We start from the raw sequence: 17,617 nt of genomic DNA, 5'->3' as shown, positions 1-17,617 counted from the left end.
GTTGGCGGCTCCACCTTGAATGTCACTGCATCGGTATTTACCCTCGATTCGTGCGCTGATCGTACGCACACGACGAAGCGGCCGGGTTGGCCGCTCCGTGGATTCGCCCGGGCGGGCCCGAGCGGCGGCGCGACGCGCGACACGTGCGCGCGCCGCCGACGTGGCGCTTACAGGCCGAGCCGCGTCGCGAGATCGCCGATATCGGACACTTCCGTGTAGTTGTAGAACGGCGTGCCCGGCTCGTGGCCGCGATTGACGAACGCCTTGTGCTTGATCCCGAGATCCTCGGCCGTCATCAGGTCGTAGCGCAGGCTCGACGACACGTGCAGCACGTCCTGCGGCTGGCAGCCGAGCTTGTCGAACATGTATTCGAAGCCCTGCATGCGCGGCTTGTACGACTGCGCCTGCTGCGCGGTGAACACCGCGTGGAACGGTGCGCCGAGCTTGTCGACGTTGCTCATGATCTGGTCGTCCGACGCGTTCGACAGGATCACCAGCTTGTACTTCTTCGCGAGCCGCGACAGGCCGGCCGGCACGTCCGGATGCGGGCCCCAGGTCGGGACCGCGAGATAGAAGCGCTCGGCCTCGGCTTCGTCGAACTTCACGCCGAGCTTGTTGCAGGTGCGGCGGATCGCGTTGACGACCACGTCGCGATACGGCTTCCACGCGCCGAGCACCTCGTCGAGGCGATAGCCGGCGAACACACGCACGAATTCCTCGAGATCGACCGGCGCCAGGCGGTCGGCGTAAATCTCGCGCGCCATGTCGCCCATCCGGAAGCGGGTCAGCGTGCCATAGCAGTCGAACGTGATGAATTTCGGTTCAAATTGAATCATGGTGACGTCCTGTCGGTGTGAAGCCCCGGCAGGGCCGGGGACGGGCTGGGTTGAACACAATTGAATCAGGGCAATAAATCCTTCGCGCATCGTTCGGCGCCGGTCGAAACGCACGATCGCCGCGTGTTGCGGGGCGTGCACGGCACGATCTGCGGCGCGATCCAGGCGCAGCGCGCGCCGGCCGGCCGACGGGATCGCCGTAGCGGCAACGCGCCGCTCGTGCACACTTGCCACGCGATCCCGCCGGGCGGCGAGCGCGCCGCGTTGCTTCAATCGTACGGGCGTTCCCGTAGCAGATGCTGCCGGATTGACCGCCCGCGCCGGCACGGAACGCGCGTTGCGTCGCGCCGTTCGAACCGGTTTGCGTCGATTTCGCGCGACCGGCCGCTGCCGCCGAAAAACAGGCGAATCGTCCTATCCGCACCGCGCCGGCGCTGGCAGAGTGGGGCGTCATTCCTACCGATCCGGAGTCCGGCGTGGCCGACCTCAATTCTTCCCGCACGCTTACCTATCGTCCGTTCGCCGAAAGCGACCTGCCCGCCGCGCATCGGCTGTCGGAAGCGTTCAACTGGCCGCATCGGGTCGACGACTGGCGCTTCGTGCTGCAGCTCGGCAGCGGCTTCGTCGCCGAAGACGAGACCGGCGTCGTCGGCACCGCGCTCGGCTGGCGCTTCGGCGAATCGCATGCGTCGCTCGGCATGGTGATCGTGTCGCCCGAGCGCCACGGCCGCGGCATCGGCCGCGAACTCCTCGCGCGGCTCGTCGACGGCTTCGGCACGCGCACGGTGTTCCTGCATGCGACGCCGGCCGGCGAGCCGCTGTACGCGAAGTTCGGCTTCCACGCGATCGGCACGATCGACCAGCACCAGGGCACCGTGTTCCAGCCGCCGCTGATCTCGCTGCCGCCCGGCGAACGGCTGCGGCCGCTCGGCACCAACGACGGCCCGCGACTCGCGGCGCTCGCGTCGCGCGCGGCCGGCTATCCGCGCGACGCGGTGACCGAGGCGCTGCTCGACGTCGCCAACGGGATCGCGCTCGACCGCGACGGCGAACTGCTCGGCTTCGCGCTGTTTCGCCGCTTCGGCCGCGGCCATGCGATCGGCCCGGTGATCGCGCCGGACGCGCTGCGCGCGCAGGCGCTCATCAGCCACTGGCTCGCGCTGCACGAGGGCATGTTCGTGCGGCTCGACGTGCCGGGCGACAGCGGCCTGTCCGACTGGCTGCAGGGGCTCGGGCTGCCGCGCGTCGACACGGTCGTCGCGATGGTGCGCGGCGACGCGCCCGCCCGCGACCCGGTACTGCGCGCGTTCGCGATCGTGAACCAGGCGCTCGGCTAAGAGACGCATCCGATGAGTTTCGTCTACAAGGCCGACCCGGTGCGCGGCGCGCAATGGGCGCGCCGCTTCGCGGAACTGGCGCCCGACCTCGCGTTCCGGATCTGGCCGGACATCGGCGATCCGCACGCGGTGCGCTACCTCGCCGCGTGGCAGCCGCCCGACGATCCGGTCGCGCTGCTGCCGAACCTCGAGATCGTGTTCTCCGTCGGCGCCGGCATCGACCAGTTCGACCTGTCGCGCGTGCCGGCGCACATCCCGGTCGTGCGGATGATCGAGCCCGGCATCGTCGACGGCATGGTCGAGTATGTGACGCAGGCCGTGCTGACGATCCATCGCGACCTGTTCGACTATGCGGCGCAGCAACGCACGCAGGTGTGGCACGAGCGGCCGGTGCGCGCGGCCGCGTCGCGCCGCGTCGGCGTGCTCGGGCTCGGCACGCTCGGCCAGGCCGTGCTCGACATGCTGCGGCGCTTCGGCTTCCCGTGCGCCGGCTGGAGCCGTACGCCGCGCGCGCTCGACGGCGTCGAATGCCATGCGGGCGATGCGGCGCTGGATGCGTTTCTCGCACGCACCGACATCCTGATCTGCCTGCTGCCGCTGACGGACGACACGCGCGGGCTGCTCGGCGCGCGCGTGTTCGATGCGCTACCGGCCGGCGCGTCGCTCGTGCAGGTCGGTCGCGGCCCGCAGCTCGACGCGGCCGCGCTGCTCGCGGCGCTCGACAGCGGCCGGCTCGACAGCGCGATCCTCGACGTGACGGACCCCGAACCTTTGCCGGCCGGACACCCGTTCTGGACCCATCCACGCATCCGGATCACGCCGCACATCGCCAGCGCGACGCGGCCCGACACCGCCGTCGACGCCGTGCTGGCGAACCTCGCGCGCCATCGCGCGGGGCAGCCGATGATCGGCGTCGTCGATCGCGCGCGCGGTTACTGAGGAACGTTCGCGCGCGCCGGCACGCCGGCGCGCGGGCGCAGCAGAAAATGCCGAAGCGCGCCCTGCAAACGCCGCGCCCGTACGTTTCAGCCGGCAAATTGAAGGCACGCGAGAATGTCTCGCTCGTTAGCATGACTCCATCGCTGACACCCGACGAGAGTCCCGCCCTGCCATGACCTACTCCGCGCTGATCGAAGCCGATCGCCAACATCTGATTCATCCGGTCGTCAATTACCGTACGCACGAGGCGCGCGGCGTCACCGTGCTCGACTCCGCCGACGGCGTGTTCCTGCGTGATGCGCAAGGCCACACGCTGCTCGACGCGTTTTCCGGCCTGTGGTGCGTGAACGTCGGCTACGGCCGCGACAGCATCGTGAAGGCGGCGGCCGACCAGATGGCGAAACTGCCGTATGCCACCGGCTACTTCCATTTCGGATCGCAGCCCGCGATCGAACTCGCCGAGCGGCTCGCGGCACTCGCGCCCGCGGCGCTGAACCGCGTGTACTTCACGCTCGGCGGCTCCGACGCCGTCGATTCCGCGGTGCGCTTCATCACGCACTATTTCAACGCGACCGGCCGCCCGACGAAGAAGCACATGATCGCGCTCGAGCGCGGTTATCACGGCTCGTCGTCGATCGGCGCCGGGCTCACCGCGTTGCCCGCGTTCCATCGCCATTTCGACCTGCCGCGCGCCGACCAGCACCACATTCCGTCGCCCTACCCGTATCGCCACCCGCTCGGCGACGATCCGCAGGCGCTGATCGCCTCGTCCGTCGCCGCGCTCGAAGCGAAGGTCGCGGAACTCGGCGCGGACAACGTCGCGGCGTTCTTCTGCGAGCCGGTGCAGGGCTCCGGCGGCGTGATCGTGCCGCCCGCGGGCTGGCTGAAGGCGATGCGCGACGCATGCCGCCGCCTCGGCATCCTGTTCGTGGCCGACGAGGTGATCACCGGCTTCGGCCGCACGGGCCCGCTGTTCGCATGCGAAACCGAACGCGTCGAGCCGGACCTGATGACCGTCGCGAAGGGCTTGACGGCCGGTTATGCACCGATGGGCGCGGTCCTGATGTCCGACGAAATCTATGAAGGGATCGCGGGCAGCCGCACCGAAACCGCGGTGGTCGGGCACGGCCACACGTATTCCGCGCATCCGGTCAGCGCCGCGATCGGCCTCGAGGTGCTGAGGCTCTATCACGACGGCGGGCTGCTCGCGAACGGCCAGGCGATGGCGCCGCGCTTCGCGGCGGGCCTCGACGCGCTGCGCGACCATCCGCTGGTCGGCGACGCGCGTTCGGCGGGCCTGCTCGGCGCGCTCGAACTGGTGGCCGACAAGGCGCGCAAGACACGCTTCGACCCGGCGCTGAACCTGCCCGACCGGATCACGGCGGCCGCGTACGCGAACGGCATCGTGTTCCGCGCGTTCGGCGACGGCGTGCTCGGTTTCGCGCCGGCGCTGAGCTTCACGGCCGGCGAGTTCGACCTGCTGTTCGATCGCGTGCGCAAGACGCTCGACGACGTGCTGGCCGACGCGGGCGTGCAGCGCGCGCTCGACGCCGCCCATGCGCAGCCGGCGTGAAGCGGGCTTGAAACGGGCGTGAAGCGGGCGAGGGAAAGCCGGGCTTGTGGCGGCTACCGTTCGACTCTAAAGTAACCGGACATTCCATATCTGCCTTCTCACGTGAACATGACGGACAGCAAGCTAGACCGGATCGACCTGCGCATTCTTTCCCAGCTGCAAAAGCGCGGGCGCATGACCAACGTCGAACTGGCCGATGCGGTCGGACTGTCGCCGAGCCCGTGCCTGATCCGCGTGAAGCGGCTCGAGAAAGCCGGCTACATCGCCGGGTACGGCGCGCACATCCAGCTCGAGAAGCTCGGCGACGTGCAGGTGGTGTTTACCGAGGTCACGCTGGCCGACCACCGGCGCGAGGACTTCGACCGGTTCGTCGCGGCGATCCGCGATGTCGACGAGATCGTCGAGTGCCATCTCGCGAGCGGCGGCTACGACTATCTGCTCAAGTTCGTCACGCGCAGCGTGAGCCACTACCAGTCGATCGTCGAAGGGCTGCTCGAGCAGAACATCGGCATCGAGAAATATTTCAGCTACGTGATCATCAAGTCGCCGTTCGTCAAGCGGCACTACCCGCTCGAATCGCTGTTCGGCGAGCGGCACTGACGAGCAGCGGCGGCCATCGCGAGCACAGCAGCGGCGCGCCGGACGCGCGTCGCCGCGACAGGCCCGCCTGCCGCCGTCTAGCCGACATCATTCAAGGACCTGCCATGTCACTTACCCTCTCCCGCACCGAACTCGTTCGTAGTGCAAACCTGATCGACGGCGCGTGGCGCGATGCGCTCGACGGCCGTCGCTTCGCGGTCACGGATCCGGCGACGCTCGAGCGTGTGGCCGACGCGCCCGACAGCAGCGCGGCCGACGCACGTGCCGCCACCGACGCCGCCGTGCGCGCGCTGCCCGCGTGGCGCGCGACGCCGGCCCGCGAACGCGCGGCGATCCTGCGCGCGTGGCATGCGGCGATCGTCGCGCACACCGACGATCTCGCGAAACTGATGTCGCGCGAACAGGGCAAGCCGCTCGCCGAAGCGCGCGGCGAAGTCGCGTACGGCGCTTCGTACGTGCTGTGGTTCGCCGAGGAAGCGACCCGCACGTACGGCGACCTGATTCCGCAACAGCAGCGCGGCAAGCGGCTGAGTGCGGTCAAGGAGCCGATCGGCGTCGTCGCCGCGATCACGCCGTGGAATTTCCCGCTCGCGATGATCGCGCGCAAGATTGCGCCCGCGCTCGCGGCCGGCTGCACGGTCGTCGCGAAGCCGGCCGAAGACACGCCGCTCACGGCGCTCGCGCTGGCGTTCCTCGCGCAGGAAGCCGGCGTGCCGCCCGGCGTGCTGAACGTGATCGCCGCATCGCGCGAGCAGGGCATCGACGCGGTGGCCGACTGGCTCGCCGACGGCCGCGTGCGCAAGATCACGTTTACGGGATCGACGCCCGTCGGCAAGCTGCTCGCGCGCGAATCGGCCGGGACGCTGAAGAAGCTGTCGCTCGAGCTCGGCGGCAATGCGCCATTCATCGTGTTCGACGATGCCGAGCTCGACGCCGCCGTCGACGGGCTGATGGCCGCCAAGTTCCGCAACGGCGGCCAGACCTGCGTGTCGCCGAATCGCGTGTACGTGCAGGCCCGCATCTACGACGCATTCGCCGCGAAGCTCGCCGCGCGGGTCGGCGCGCTGAAAGTCGCGCCTGCGACCGACCCAGCCGCGCAGATCGGCCCGATGATCAACGCACGCGCGGCCGACAAGATCGCGCGCCATGTCGACGATGCGGTCGAGCGCGGCGCCCGCGTGCTGACGGGCGGCAGGCGCCTGCCCGAACTGGGGCCGAACTATTACGCGCCGACCGTGCTCGCCGATGCGGCCCCCGGCATGCAGCTCGGTGGCGAGGAAACCTTCGGGCCGGTCGCCGCGCTGTTTCCGTTCGATACCGAGGACGAAGCCGTCGCCGCCGCAAACGACACGCCGTTCGGGCTCGCCGCGTATTTCTACACGCAGGACGTCCGGCGGATCGCGCGCGTGTCGGCGCGGCTCGAAACGGGCATCGTCGGCATCAACGAGGGCGCGCTCGCGAGCGAAGCCGCGCCGTTCGGTGGCGTGAAGGAATCGGGCTACGGCCGCGAAGGTTCGCGCTACGGCCTCGACGACTACCTGTCGATCAAGTACCTGTGCCAGGGCGGGCTCGACTGATCGCGCGCCCCTTCCTTACGTTTTCGTTACCCGGTACGCCGCCATGACCGCTTTCACCCCCTACCCGATCGAAGTTTCGTTTCCCGACCTCGCGCCGCACCGCGCGGGCAATACCGGCGTCGACCACGTCTACCGCTTCGCGTCCGGCGAGGCCGGCCCGAACGTGATGGTCAACGCGCTCACGCATGGCAACGAAGTCTGCGGCGCGATCGTCGTCGACGCGCTGCTCGCGCTCGGCGTGCGGCCGCGGCGCGGCACGCTCACGCTGTCGTTTGCGAACGTCGCGGCCTACGCGCGCTTCGATCCCGCGCAGCCGGACGCGGCGCGCTTCGTCGACCAGGATTTCAACCGCGTGTGGACGCCCGCCGTGCTCGACGATCTGTCGGCCCGGTCGGTCGAACTCGATCGCGCCCGCGCGCTGCGCCCGTTCGTCGATGCGGCCGACTGGCTGCTCGACCTGCATTCGATGCACGAGCGCAGTGCGCCGCTGATCGTCGCGGGGCCGCTCGACAAGGGTGTCGCGCTCGCGCGCCGGGTCGGCGCGCCGGCCACCGTGATCCGCGACGAAGGCCACCCGGAAGGCACGCGGATGCGCGATTACGCGGCCTTCGGCGAACCGGGCAGCCCGAAATGCGCGATGCTGGTGGAATGCGGGCAGCATTGGGAAGCACGCGCGGTGGACGTCGCCCGCGACTCGACGGCCCGTTTCCTGGTTGCGTCCGGCGTGATCGAGCAAAACGACCTGCCCGCTGACTGGTTCCTGCCGCTGCCCGACACGATGCGCATCGTGCAGGTGACGGAGCCCGTGGTCGCGACGAACGGCGTGTTCCGTTTCGCGGGCGACTATACCGGCCTCGAACATTTCCCGGACGCCGGCACCGTGATCGGCTGGTCGAACGACGTCCCCGTCGTCACGCCCTATCCCGATTGCGTGCTCGTGATGCCGTCGCTGCGGCAATTGCGGCCCGGCGTCACCGTCGTCCGGCTCGGACGGCTCGTCGACGAATCCGGCGTGCCCGCCTGACGTAGCGGCTTCGACGGAACCGGCGGGGCGGCCGCACACGTTTGCGGCAACGCCCCGCCGATTCGCTTCGCATGCAAGCCTCGATTTCCCCGCTTACCTGCCGTTAACCCGGATTTCAGCGCAGCCTCGGTCATTGCATCGGGCTTTCCCCACGAGCGCGAGCATGTCCGCATCCACTTCCATCGAAAAAATCGCCGACTGGGCTGGACGAAACCATCTTGTCGTCGGCGCGCTCGGCACACTGATGTCGCTCGCGGCGCTGAGCATCAGCGCGATGACGCTGTGGGCCACGAGAAGCGGAGTCGTCGAGCACGCGCACGAGACCTCGCGCAACGTCGCCGCCGTGCTGGTCAGCGAGATCGCGCGGAGCGTCGAAACGTCCAACAACGCACTGATCGCGCTCGCATCCGATCTCGGCAAGCCGGAGGTCCGGCGCATGGACGCCGAGCTGCGGCACGACCTGCTGTTTCAGCGCGCGGCTGCGCAATACGTGACCGGCATGGGCGTGACGGACCGGAACGGCCAGCTGATCGACGGGTGTTGCGGCCCGACTCACCGTTGGGACTTCAGCGATCGCGACTACTTCAAGGTCCATCGTGACTCGGCGAACGTCGGCCTTTACGTATCCGAGGCCTATCGCGCGCGCTCGCGCAGCGGCACGGAGTCCATCGCGCTGTCCCGGCGCATCGAACGGCCGGACCACGCGTTCAACGGAATCGCGGTTGTCGCGATCGACCTCGCCTACTTCGATCAGCTGCTGGCCCGACTGAACGTCGGGCCGAACGGCATCAGCGCGATCCTGCGCACGGACGGCACCATCCTGGCCAGAAATCCGCCGTTGAGCGAACACCAGATGGTTCGCCTGAGCCGATCGAAGACCTTCGATCGCATGCTGAACCAGGAATCGGGATTCTATGCAGCCTACTCGCGCATCGATGGAACCTTGCGGCTCTACACGTTCCAGCGGGTGCCCGGCACCCCGCTGATTGCCGTCGTCGCGCCTGCCGAGCGCGACGTGCTGGCCGGTTTCACGCGCATGTCATGGTCGGTCGGCGTGTCGGCATCGCTTATCTGCGCGCTCTTCTGCGCCGTCGTCTGGCTGCTCGCATTCGCGTTGCGGGACAATCTTCGCAAGCAGACACTGCTGACCGATCTCACCCGCACCGATCCGCTGACGGGCCTGCACAACCGCCGCGCGCTCGATGCCGCACTGGCCGACGAATGGGAGCGAGTCCAGCGCAGCAACGACGGCAGCCTGTCCGTGCTGTTCATCGATGCCGACCACTTCAAGCAGTACAACGACCGATACGGGCATGCGCGGGGCGACACGGCGCTCAGATTCCTGGCCGAATGCATCCGTGCGCACACGCGGCGGCGCGGCGACATCGCCGCGCGCTACGGCGGCGAAGAGTTCGTCGCGGTGCTGCCGGACACCGATGAAAGTGGCGCCGCGAAGGTCGCGGAGGCCATTCGCGCGGAAGTGGAACGCAACCGTCTCGCCGAATTCGACGAGACGGTTCCCGCTTTCACGGTCAGCATCGGATACGCGACCGGGCATCGCGCCCGCCCGGCGTCGATCGACGCGCTCACGCATCAAGCGGACCTCGCGTTGTATACAGCGAAGCGCCACGGTAGAAACCGCGTGTGCCGCGGCGACACGGGATCGCTTGTGCATCCGGCTTGACGGGCGCTGCGTTCGACCGCTGCCGCCTTTGCCTTCCGGCATCCGTCTCGCCGGGCAACGCAGCACACCGATCGCCGGCTGCGAGATCGTACCGCCAGTATTGCTCGCCGGCTCCGGCGATCCGGCGGCTTCGCGCCTGGAAAGCGACACACCTGCCGTTCCAGGCTGACGATCCCGCGTCGATCGGCGATCTCATGGCGATCCGAACGGATAGTGGCAATTTCGCGACAGTATCGCCTTATAAATCACGTACTCCATAACATCTGAATTAAAAACCTCACACAAGAACGCTCCAAATCGAGCGTTCTTGACCATTTCGAATTTTCTCACCCGACAAACGATTGCGTTTTTCAAGCACCCTCAATCCGGGCGGTTTCAAGGGCGAAGTGCAACACCTCGCGGGTTACTGAACAGGAACTCGATCCGTGGGGTTAGCCAGAATCTGAGCAAGGATTTGCAGAGGCGTGTGCCAGTTCAGCGTTGCCGTCGATCGGCGCGCCATCTCGGCTCGCAACCTGGTGCTCGTGAAGTCGCCGCACGACCTGGTGGTCGAAACGATGACGGAGATCAGCGACAGCTCGACGAGAATCGCCGATATCACCGGGATGATCGAAGGCATCGCATTCCAGACGAACATCCTCGCGAACAACGCGGGCGACACCATGAACCAGGTGACGCAGGCGGTCGCACGCGTGACGGACATCATGGGCGAGATCGCGGCGGCATCGAACGAGCAGAGCAGCGGCATCGAGCAGGTCAACCTGGCCATCACGCAAACGGATGAAGTCACGCAACAGAATGCGGCGCTAGTCGAAGAAGCCGCCGCCGCATCGAAGTCGCTCGAGGAACAGGGCAGCCGGCTTGCCGAGTCGGTATCCCTGTTCCGGCTGGAAGCGGGCACGTCCGGCGCCTAGCCGCGTCGGCCGTCGCACCGTGACCGACATGTTCCATTCTTTTGAAGCCGGCCACGTACAGGAAAACAGACCCGACACCGTCCTCGGAAGACCAACGCGACCGATCGCGGAAACCGCCGGCGATCCGGTGCCCGCCCGCTTCGTCGGCACGCCGTCCGGCAGTCGACGCGACCCGATCGCGACGGCCATGCGCGACCGCGCGGAGCATCCGCAGACCTGGACCGCCGCCGTCCTGGCGCACGAGGACGTGCTCCACGCGTTGCAGGTCGCCGCCCGGTAGCCGACCGAGTCTCATCGCATGCGGCAGCCCCATCAACTTACGATTGCAAATGCCTCTCATTTGCATTAAATTCCGGCGCGAATGTACTGTTTGGAACACAGACGTCGGCGCGAGGCCATCCGCCCTGCCCGAATGCAGACCACATCAAAGGACGGGGTATGAGCAGGAAGAACTGGGCGGCCGCACCGATGGCCATCGTCGTCGGCACGGCCGGCCTGAGCGCCGCCGACGCGCAGGAGGTATCGCTGCCGGCCATCGAGGTCTCGGGGCAGCGCGCCACCGCGCCGTTTCGTGCGCCCGAATCGACGAGCGCGACGCGCACCGAGACGGACGTGATGGAGATCCCGTTCGCGGTCAGCAGCGTCGACGCGAAACTGGCCCGGACCGTCGCCGCGACGCGCGGCGAAGACCTGTACGACTGGGTCGCGGGCGTCGCGCGGCAGAACAACTTCGGTGGCCTGTGGGACAACTACGCGGTGCGCGGATTTGCCGGCGACGGCAACACGTCCGGCACCGACTACCTCGTCAACGGCTTCTCGTGGAACCGCGGGATCAGCGTCCCGCGCGACACCGCCAACCTCGAGCGCATGGAAGTGCTCAAGGGGCCCGCGTCCGCGCTGTACGGCCGCGGCGATCCGGGCGGGCTCATCAGCTACACGACGAAGCAGCCGCAGTTCGCGCGCGCGAACACCGTCGGCGTGTCGGCCGGCAGCTACGGCGCGTTGCGCGAGACGCTCGATTCGACCGGGCCCGTCACGAAATCGCTCGCGTACCGCTTCGTCGCGATGAACGAGAACAACGGCAGCTTCCGCGATACGGTGTCGAGCAAACGCTACCTGTTCGCGCCGTCGTTCACGTGGGACATCGGCGCGGACACGACGCTCCACTACGAGTTCGAGAGCGCGCGCCAGCGCGCGCCGCTCGATCGCGGCGTGGTGGCGGTCAACGGGCAGCTCGGCGCGATTCCCGCATCGCGCTTCCTCGGCGAGCCGCGCGACGGCGACTACGACGTGCGCAACACGGGCCACCAGTTCACGCTCGAGCATCGCGTCGATGCGAACTGGTCGATCAACGCCGGCTTCGCGCAGCGCGACACCGACCTGTCCGGACGCTCGTCCGAAGCGTTCGCGCTGCAGCCGGACGGACGCACGCTGTGGCGCCGCTACCGGCAAGTCGCGTTTCACTCGAACGACCTGCAAGGCCGCGTCGAAACGACCGGCAAGTTCCGCACCGGCGGCATCGGTCACACGCTCGTGATGGGCGTCGACGCGTATCGCTTCAACTACGACCAGTTCGTCGCGCGCTCGACGCCGACCGCCGCCGCGCCGTATGCGATCGACATCTTCGATCCCGTCTACGGCCAGCCGGCACCCGCGCTGCGCACCGCGACCAGCCTGCTCGAGCGCGACGACGGGCAAGGCGTCTATGCGCAGGACACGCTGGCGTTCGGGCCGCACTGGAAAATCCTCGCCGGGCTGCGCTGGGATCGCTTCCACCAGTCGGTCGAGAATCGCCTGAAAGGCGTGACGAGCAGCCAGCTGCAGACCGCGTTGAGTCCGCGCGTCGGTGTCGTCTATGAAATGAGCCCCGCGCTGTCGCTGTATGCGAACACCGCGTATTCGTTCCGGCCGAACAACGGCGCCGATGCCGCCGGCCGCGCGTTCGACCCCGAGAAGGGGCACGGCTATGAGGCCGGCGCAAAATGGGCCGGCGCGCGCTGGCTCGCGACCGTTGCGGCGTTCTACGTCAACAAGCGCAACGTGCTGACCGCCGATCCGGCGAATGCAGGCTTCTCGCGCGCGGCCGGCGAGGTGCGCAGCCGCGGCGTCGAATTCGAATGGAACGGCGACCTGGGCCATGGCTTGCGCGGCATCGTCAACTTCGCGTACGTCGATGCCGAGGTCACGCGCGATGCCGTGCTGACGCCCGGCGCGCGCCTCGTCGACATTCCGAAGCTGAGCGGCAGCGCGCTGCTCATGTACGAAACCGCGCTGCCGTTCGCGGACAAGGCCGGCATCGGTACGGGCGTGATCTATGTCGGGCGCCGCGCCGGCAATACGGCGAACACGCAGGACGGTTTCGAGCTGCCCGCCTATGCGACCGTGCAGCTCAACGGCTACATGCAGGTCAACAAGCACCTGCGCGCGTCGGTCGTGCTGAACAACCTGTTCAATCGCACGACCTACGTCAGCTCGTACAACAGCCTGTGGGTCACGCCGGGCGCGCCGCGCAGCCTGTTCGCGTCGCTCGCCTACTCGTTCTAGCCGAATCGGTCGCCTGGCGTGCGGCGCGCGTCGCGCGGCGTGCGTCGTGCGTCGTGCGTCGTGCGTCGTGCGTCGTGCGTCGTGCGTCAGGCGCCGGGCGCAGGCGTGCGCGAGCCATACGGCATTAGATTCGCCGGGTTCGGGATTGGCAGCACGATGCTCGCCGCATTGGCCACGAACGCGCAGATGGTCAGCAGAGGCATCGGGGCGGCCTTCGCGCGGCGTGCGGACGCAAAGACGGCCGGATAACCGAAGTGAAGTGCCGCACGAGGACGCCGCCCGGCGCGGGACCGAGCGCCGCGCCGGCCCATCCCTGTTGCAATTCGGGAAAGGCGGATGAAAGACCGAAACGATAGACTGCCACCGCTTGCAGTCGTACCGATCGCGTCGGGCCGGCACCGCGCAATCGGCTTACGCATCGTAAAACAATCGTTACCACCGAGGGCCGCATGCGCCATCTGTCGATCCGACCGCTATTCGCAACGTTGCTTACCGTAGCCGCGCTGTTCGGCGCCGCGCCGCCGTCGCGTGCATGCGAAGTGCCCGCCCCCGTACGGACGATCGATCCGCCCGGCTACTACGACGATGCCGCCGGCTATGCGCGCGCCGTGAAGCCGATGCGCGATTTCGTGTCGAAGCTCAACACGGCGGCGGATCATGGCGACTGGTCGTGCGCATTGACGCTGCTCGACAGCTGGGCGCAATCGGATGCGCTGATGGGCCATATCTCCGGTTATCAAGGCTATTACGAGCGCTCGTGGGCCGGCACCGATTTCGCAATGGTGATTCTGCGCATGCCGCGCGGCTTGCGCGAAGCGAACCGCGCGCAATTCAACGCGATCGATCCGTGGCTCGAACGCATCGCGATCGCCACCCGCGATGCGGAAGCGATCAACCACCTGCACAACAATCTCGTGTACTGGGCGGGGCTCGACCTGATCGCGATCGGCACCGTCACCGACAATGCGAGCCTGATCGATTCGGGCCTGCTGCGGGTGCGCGAAGGGATTCGCGACATCGGCCCGGACGGTTCGCTCGCGCGTGAAGTCAAGCGCGGCGACCGCGCACTGCACTATCACACCTTTGCGCTGCTGCCGCTCGTGTTCGCGGCGGAACTCGTGCAACGGCGCAATATCGACCTCTACCGCGAAAACGGCGGCGCGATCGGCCGCCTCGCGAATCTCGTGATCGACGCCGTCGAAAATCCCGCGAGCTTCACGAAGATCACGCCGGTCAAGCAGGACCTGTTCCCGTGGACATTCCGCGACGAACTGAGCTGGGTCGAGCCGTACTACGCACGCTTCGGCGATCGCCGCCTGCCGGCGATCATCGCGCCGCGCCGCCCGTTCAGCGAATGGCGGCTCGGCGGCGACGTGACAGCGGCGTGGGGCGTACCGATGCCGTAGGAAACGCCGCGCCGCGCCGATGCGCGCGTCAGCGCACCGCGACAGGCGTGACGTCGCCGCATCGCTCCGCACGCTCGACGACACGCGCCAGCCGGATGATGTCGGTCAGCGCGAAATCGTTCGCGTCGGGCCTCGGCTGGTTGCGCTCGTCCGCCATGCGCATCGCGAACGCGAGCGCTTCGGCGCGCTCGCGCAGCAGCGCGCGCAGCGCATCCGCGATGACGCGGCGGTCGCGCGGATCGCCCAGGCCGAGCACCGGCCCGTGGTCCTGTTCGACGCCCGGCTTCGCGAGCGGCGCGGCCGCCACCGCGGAGCTACCGCGCATGGGAACCGGGTTCCGTTTCATGTCGTCCTCTCGTTGACGGGCCCGCGTCACCGCCGGTTCGACCGCGACACCACGTCGATCCACACCGCCAGCACCAGCACCGCGCCCTTGACGATCATCTGCCAGTACGCGTCGACGTCCAGCATCGACATGCCGTTGTCGAGGCTCGCCATCACGAGCGCGCCGATCAGCGCGCCGTAGACGGTGCCCGACCCGCCGCGCATCGACGTGCCGCCGATGAAGCACGCGGCGATCGCGTCGAGTTCGCCCATCGAGCCCGCGGACGGCGAGCCGGCCGCGAGCCGCGCGGTGTTCACGATGCCGGCGAACGCGCACATCAGCCCCATCAGCGCGAAGATCGCGAGCTTCACGCGATCGGTATCGACGCCCGACAGCCGCGTCGCTTCGAGATTCGAGCCGACCGCGTAGATGCGGCGGCCGAACACGGTCTGCGTCGCGATCCACGAGAAGATGCCGAGCAGCGCGAGCAGCAGCAGCACCGGCACCGGAATGCCGCCGTAGCGGTCGAGCGTCGCGACGAACGCGAACAGCACCGCGCCCGCACCCGCGATCTTCACGACGTCCTGCCATAGCGGCGCGACCGCGAGCCGGTAGCGGCGCCGCGTGCCGCGCTGTCGCACGACCAGCAGCACGACGAGCGCGAACAGCAGCAGCGCGAGGCCGTCCCCCGCCACGCGCGGCAGATAGCCCTGCCCGAGGAACACGAAGCCGTCCGACACCGGCGCGATCGTCGAGCCGCCCGTCACGCCGAGCAGGATCCCGCGAAACGCGAGCATCCCGCCCAGCCCGACGATGAACGACGGCACGCGCCGGTAGGTCGACCACCAGCCGTTGAAGAGCCCGACCAGCACGCCGAGCGCGAGCACGGCCGGCACCGTCGCGGCGACGGGCCAGTGGCGGTTCACGTCGAGGATCGCCGCGACGCCGCCGAGCAGCCCGAGCAGCGACCCGACCGACAGGTCGATCTCGCCCGCGATGATCACGAACACCATCCCGCACGCGAGCATGCCGGTGATCGACATCTGCCGCAGCAGGTTCGACACGTTGCGCGGCGTGACGAACGCACCGTCGGTCAGCACCGAGAAGAACGCCCAGATCGCCACGACCGCGAACAGCAGCGCGAGAATCTTGTAGCGCACGAAGACCTGGCGAAGTTGACGACTCGCTGGACGTCGCGCGTCGGCATCCGGCGCTGCCGCGGTAGAAGAGGAAAGTTCGGAATTCATGTGGTACTCGCTGCAATGGGTTCGGTCGGCCGCCGCGCGGGCGTCAGCGCGGCGCCGAGGATCTGTTCCTGCGTGAGGCCGTCGTTGACGAAATCGCCGCGCAGCTCGCCTTCGCCGATCACCAGCACGCGATCGGCAAGCCCGAGCACCTCGGGCATTTCAGACGACACGACGATCAGCGCGACGCCGCGCTTCGCGAGCGCGAACACGAGCCGGTAGATCTCGGCCTTCGCACCCACGTCGACGCCGCGCGTCGGCTCGTCGAGAATCAGCACCTGCGGCTCGGCCAGCAGCATCTTGGCGAGCACGGCCTTCTGCTGGTTGCCGCCGGACAGGCTCGAGATCGGCAGGAACGGGTGCGCGGCGCGCACCGACAGCCGCTGCATCTCGGTGCGGATCGCGTCCAGCTCCGCGGCCGCGTCGATCCGCCCGCGCGCCGCGAAGCGCCGCAGCACCGCCAGCGTGATGTTGTGGCCGACGCCGAGCTGCGGCACGATGCCGTGGCGCTTGCGATCCTCGGGCACCATCGCGATGCCGGCGCGGATCGCGTCGGCCGGCGAGCGGATCGTAAGCGGCCGGCCGTTCATCAGCACGGTCGCCGTGCACGCGCCCGGATACGCGCCGAAGATCGCCTGCATCAGCTCGGTGCGGCCCGCGCCGACCAGCCCGGCGACGCCAAGGATCTCGCCGCGCCGCACGCTGAACGACACGTCGTCGACTCGCTTGCGGCGCGTGTTCGTCACGTCGCGGCAGGTCACGTGGCGCGCTTCCAGCACGACGTCGCCGATCTCGTGCGGCTCGCGCGGATACAGGTCGCGGATCTCCCGGCCGACCATCATCGCGATGATCCGGTCGGTCGTCAGTGCGCGCATCGGCTCGGTCGCGACATGGCGGCCATCGCGGATCACGGTCACCGTGTCGCACACGGCCTCGACCTCGTCGAGCTTGTGCGAGATATACACGCACGCGACGCCGCGGCGCTTCAGGTCGCGCACGATGTCGAGCAGGATGCGCGTTTCGGCAGCGCTCAGCGACGACGAAGGCTCGTCGAGGATCAGCAGCTTCGCGCGCTTGTTCAGCGCCTTCGCGATCTCGATCAACTGCTGGTGGCCGCCGCCGTAGTTCATCACCGGCTGCGCGACGTTGATCGAGTCGATCCGCAATTCGTGCAGCAGTTCCTCGGCACGCTGGACCATCGCCGCGTAGTGCATGCGCCCGCCCGGCAGCGTGATCTCGTTGCCGAGGAAGATGTTCTCGGCCACCGACAGTTCGGGCACGAGCATCAGTTCCTGGTGGATGATCACGATGCCCGCGCGCTCGGTGTCGCGCACGCCTGACGCGACGAGCGGCGCGCCTTCCCAGCGGATCTCGCCGTCCCACGTGCCGTGCGGATAAACGCCCGACAGCACCTTCATCAGCGTCGATTTGCCCGCGCCGTTCTCGCCGCACAGCCCCACGCACTCGCCCGGCCGCACCATCAGGTCGATGCCGTCGAGCGCCTTCACGCCGTCGAAATCCTTGACGATGCCGCGCATCGTCAGCAAGGGTTCGGTCATTCGCTCATGCCTCGCAGTATGCGCGCGGACGCACCGGTGGGCCGTCCGCGCGCCG

Annotated in this window: 14 protein-coding genes and 1 pseudogene; 11 read left to right on the top strand and 4 right to left on the bottom strand. The window is 68.3% G+C overall.

Annotated features, from left to right (window positions below):
* Window positions 1-167: 167 nt before the first annotated feature.
* Window positions 168-836: a haloacid dehalogenase type II gene (locus LXM88_RS01970; RefSeq protein ID WP_262531520.1), complete on the bottom strand. Its 669-nt coding sequence runs from the start codon at window positions 834-836 to the stop codon at window positions 168-170.
* Between the two features lie 476 nt (window positions 837-1,312).
* Between LXM88_RS01970 and LXM88_RS01965 the strand changes: the two genes are divergently transcribed.
* From LXM88_RS01965 to LXM88_RS01910, 11 genes and pseudogenes are all read left to right on the top strand, one after another.
* Window positions 1,313-2,173 (top strand): GNAT family N-acetyltransferase, encoded by an 861-nt coding sequence (locus LXM88_RS01965; protein WP_262531519.1) that lies wholly within the window; start codon window positions 1,313-1,315, stop codon window positions 2,171-2,173.
* A gap of 12 nt (window positions 2,174-2,185) precedes the next feature.
* Window positions 2,186-3,112, top strand: a complete 927-nt coding sequence (locus tag LXM88_RS01960; RefSeq protein WP_262531517.1) for a 2-hydroxyacid dehydrogenase — start codon at window positions 2,186-2,188, stop codon at window positions 3,110-3,112.
* Window positions 3,113-3,284: 172 nt separating this feature from the next.
* Window positions 3,285-4,685, top strand: a complete 1,401-nt coding sequence (locus LXM88_RS01955; RefSeq protein WP_262531516.1) for an aspartate aminotransferase family protein — start codon at window positions 3,285-3,287, stop codon at window positions 4,683-4,685.
* Window positions 4,686-4,793: 108 nt separating this feature from the next.
* Window positions 4,794-5,285: an Lrp/AsnC family transcriptional regulator gene (locus LXM88_RS01950; protein WP_262531515.1), complete on the top strand. Its 492-nt coding sequence runs from the start codon at window positions 4,794-4,796 to the stop codon at window positions 5,283-5,285.
* Between the two features lie 104 nt (window positions 5,286-5,389).
* Entirely contained in the window at window positions 5,390-6,862 is a 1,473-nt protein-coding gene (locus tag LXM88_RS01945) for an NAD-dependent succinate-semialdehyde dehydrogenase (protein ID WP_262531513.1), read from the top strand.
* Window positions 6,863-6,905: 43 nt separating this feature from the next.
* The gene (locus LXM88_RS01940) at window positions 6,906-7,886 is read left to right on the top strand and encodes a M14 family metallopeptidase (protein ID WP_262531512.1); all 981 of its coding nucleotides are present in this window, start codon (window positions 6,906-6,908) and stop codon (window positions 7,884-7,886) included.
* A gap of 163 nt (window positions 7,887-8,049) precedes the next feature.
* The gene (locus LXM88_RS01935) at window positions 8,050-9,570 is read left to right on the top strand and encodes a sensor domain-containing diguanylate cyclase (RefSeq protein WP_262531510.1); all 1,521 of its coding nucleotides are present in this window, start codon (window positions 8,050-8,052) and stop codon (window positions 9,568-9,570) included.
* Window positions 9,571-10,115: 545 nt separating this feature from the next.
* Window positions 10,116-10,484: pseudogene (locus LXM88_RS01930) on the top strand (methyl-accepting chemotaxis protein); the annotation flags it as partial.
* A gap of 19 nt (window positions 10,485-10,503) precedes the next feature.
* Window positions 10,504-10,764: a hypothetical protein gene (locus tag LXM88_RS01925; RefSeq protein WP_262531509.1), complete on the top strand. Its 261-nt coding sequence runs from the start codon at window positions 10,504-10,506 to the stop codon at window positions 10,762-10,764.
* A gap of 158 nt (window positions 10,765-10,922) precedes the next feature.
* Complete coding sequence (locus LXM88_RS01920) at window positions 10,923-13,028, top strand: TonB-dependent siderophore receptor (RefSeq protein WP_262531507.1); 2,106 nt, start codon at window positions 10,923-10,925, stop codon at window positions 13,026-13,028.
* A gap of 449 nt (window positions 13,029-13,477) precedes the next feature.
* Window positions 13,478-14,434, top strand: a complete 957-nt coding sequence (locus tag LXM88_RS01910; RefSeq protein WP_262531506.1) for a mannuronate-specific alginate lyase — start codon at window positions 13,478-13,480, stop codon at window positions 14,432-14,434.
* 28 nt (window positions 14,435-14,462) lie between these two features.
* Here the strand turns inward: LXM88_RS01910 and LXM88_RS01905 are convergent, their stop codons facing one another.
* Genes LXM88_RS01905 through xylG form a run of 3 tightly spaced genes read right to left on the bottom strand, consistent with a single transcriptional unit; the run spans window position 14,463 to window position 17,562 of the window.
* A complete protein-coding gene (locus LXM88_RS01905; RefSeq protein WP_262531504.1) occupies window positions 14,463-14,759 on the bottom strand; it encodes a hypothetical protein in 297 nt (98 codons plus the stop codon).
* A gap of 47 nt (window positions 14,760-14,806) precedes the next feature.
* Window positions 14,807-16,006 (bottom strand): sugar ABC transporter permease, encoded by a 1,200-nt coding sequence (locus LXM88_RS01900; protein WP_262531503.1) that lies wholly within the window; start codon window positions 16,004-16,006, stop codon window positions 14,807-14,809.
* Window positions 16,003-17,562 (bottom strand): D-xylose ABC transporter ATP-binding protein, encoded by a 1,560-nt coding sequence (xylG, locus tag LXM88_RS01895; RefSeq protein WP_262531501.1) that lies wholly within the window; start codon window positions 17,560-17,562, stop codon window positions 16,003-16,005. Before xylG ends, LXM88_RS01900 begins: the two co-directional genes overlap by 4 nt.
* Window positions 17,563-17,617 lie beyond the last annotated feature (55 nt).

This window comes from Burkholderia sp. S-53, assembly GCF_025560745.1.
GTDB lineage: Bacteria > Pseudomonadota > Gammaproteobacteria > Burkholderiales > Burkholderiaceae > Burkholderia > Burkholderia pyrrocinia.
Note: the sequence above shows the minus strand (reverse complement) of the source record. Positions and strands in the feature narration are given on the sequence as shown.

What these genes read in the sequence shown, in the direction of transcription:
- LXM88_RS01970 (WP_262531520.1), bottom strand. Translation starts at nt 836, where the DNA reads ATGATTCAATTTGAACCGAAATTCATCACGTTCGACTGCTATGGCACG.
- LXM88_RS01960 (WP_262531517.1), top strand. Translation starts at nt 2,186, where the DNA reads ATGAGTTTCGTCTACAAGGCCGACCCGGTGCGCGGCGCGCAATGGGCG.
- LXM88_RS01955 (WP_262531516.1), top strand. Translation starts at nt 3,285, where the DNA reads ATGACCTACTCCGCGCTGATCGAAGCCGATCGCCAACATCTGATTCAT.
- LXM88_RS01950 (WP_262531515.1), top strand. Translation starts at nt 4,794, where the DNA reads ATGACGGACAGCAAGCTAGACCGGATCGACCTGCGCATTCTTTCCCAG.
- LXM88_RS01945 (WP_262531513.1), top strand. Translation starts at nt 5,390, where the DNA reads ATGTCACTTACCCTCTCCCGCACCGAACTCGTTCGTAGTGCAAACCTG.
- LXM88_RS01940 (WP_262531512.1), top strand. Translation starts at nt 6,906, where the DNA reads ATGACCGCTTTCACCCCCTACCCGATCGAAGTTTCGTTTCCCGACCTC.
- LXM88_RS01935 (WP_262531510.1), top strand. Translation starts at nt 8,050, where the DNA reads ATGTCCGCATCCACTTCCATCGAAAAAATCGCCGACTGGGCTGGACGA.
- LXM88_RS01920 (WP_262531507.1), top strand. Translation starts at nt 10,923, where the DNA reads ATGAGCAGGAAGAACTGGGCGGCCGCACCGATGGCCATCGTCGTCGGC.
- LXM88_RS01910 (WP_262531506.1), top strand. Translation starts at nt 13,478, where the DNA reads ATGCGCCATCTGTCGATCCGACCGCTATTCGCAACGTTGCTTACCGTA.
- LXM88_RS01905 (WP_262531504.1), bottom strand. Translation starts at nt 14,759, where the DNA reads ATGCGCGGTAGCTCCGCGGTGGCGGCCGCGCCGCTCGCGAAGCCGGGC.
- LXM88_RS01900 (WP_262531503.1), bottom strand. Translation starts at nt 16,006, where the DNA reads ATGAATTCCGAACTTTCCTCTTCTACCGCGGCAGCGCCGGATGCCGAC.
- xylG (WP_262531501.1), bottom strand. Translation starts at nt 17,562, where the DNA reads ATGACCGAACCCTTGCTGACGATGCGCGGCATCGTCAAGGATTTCGAC.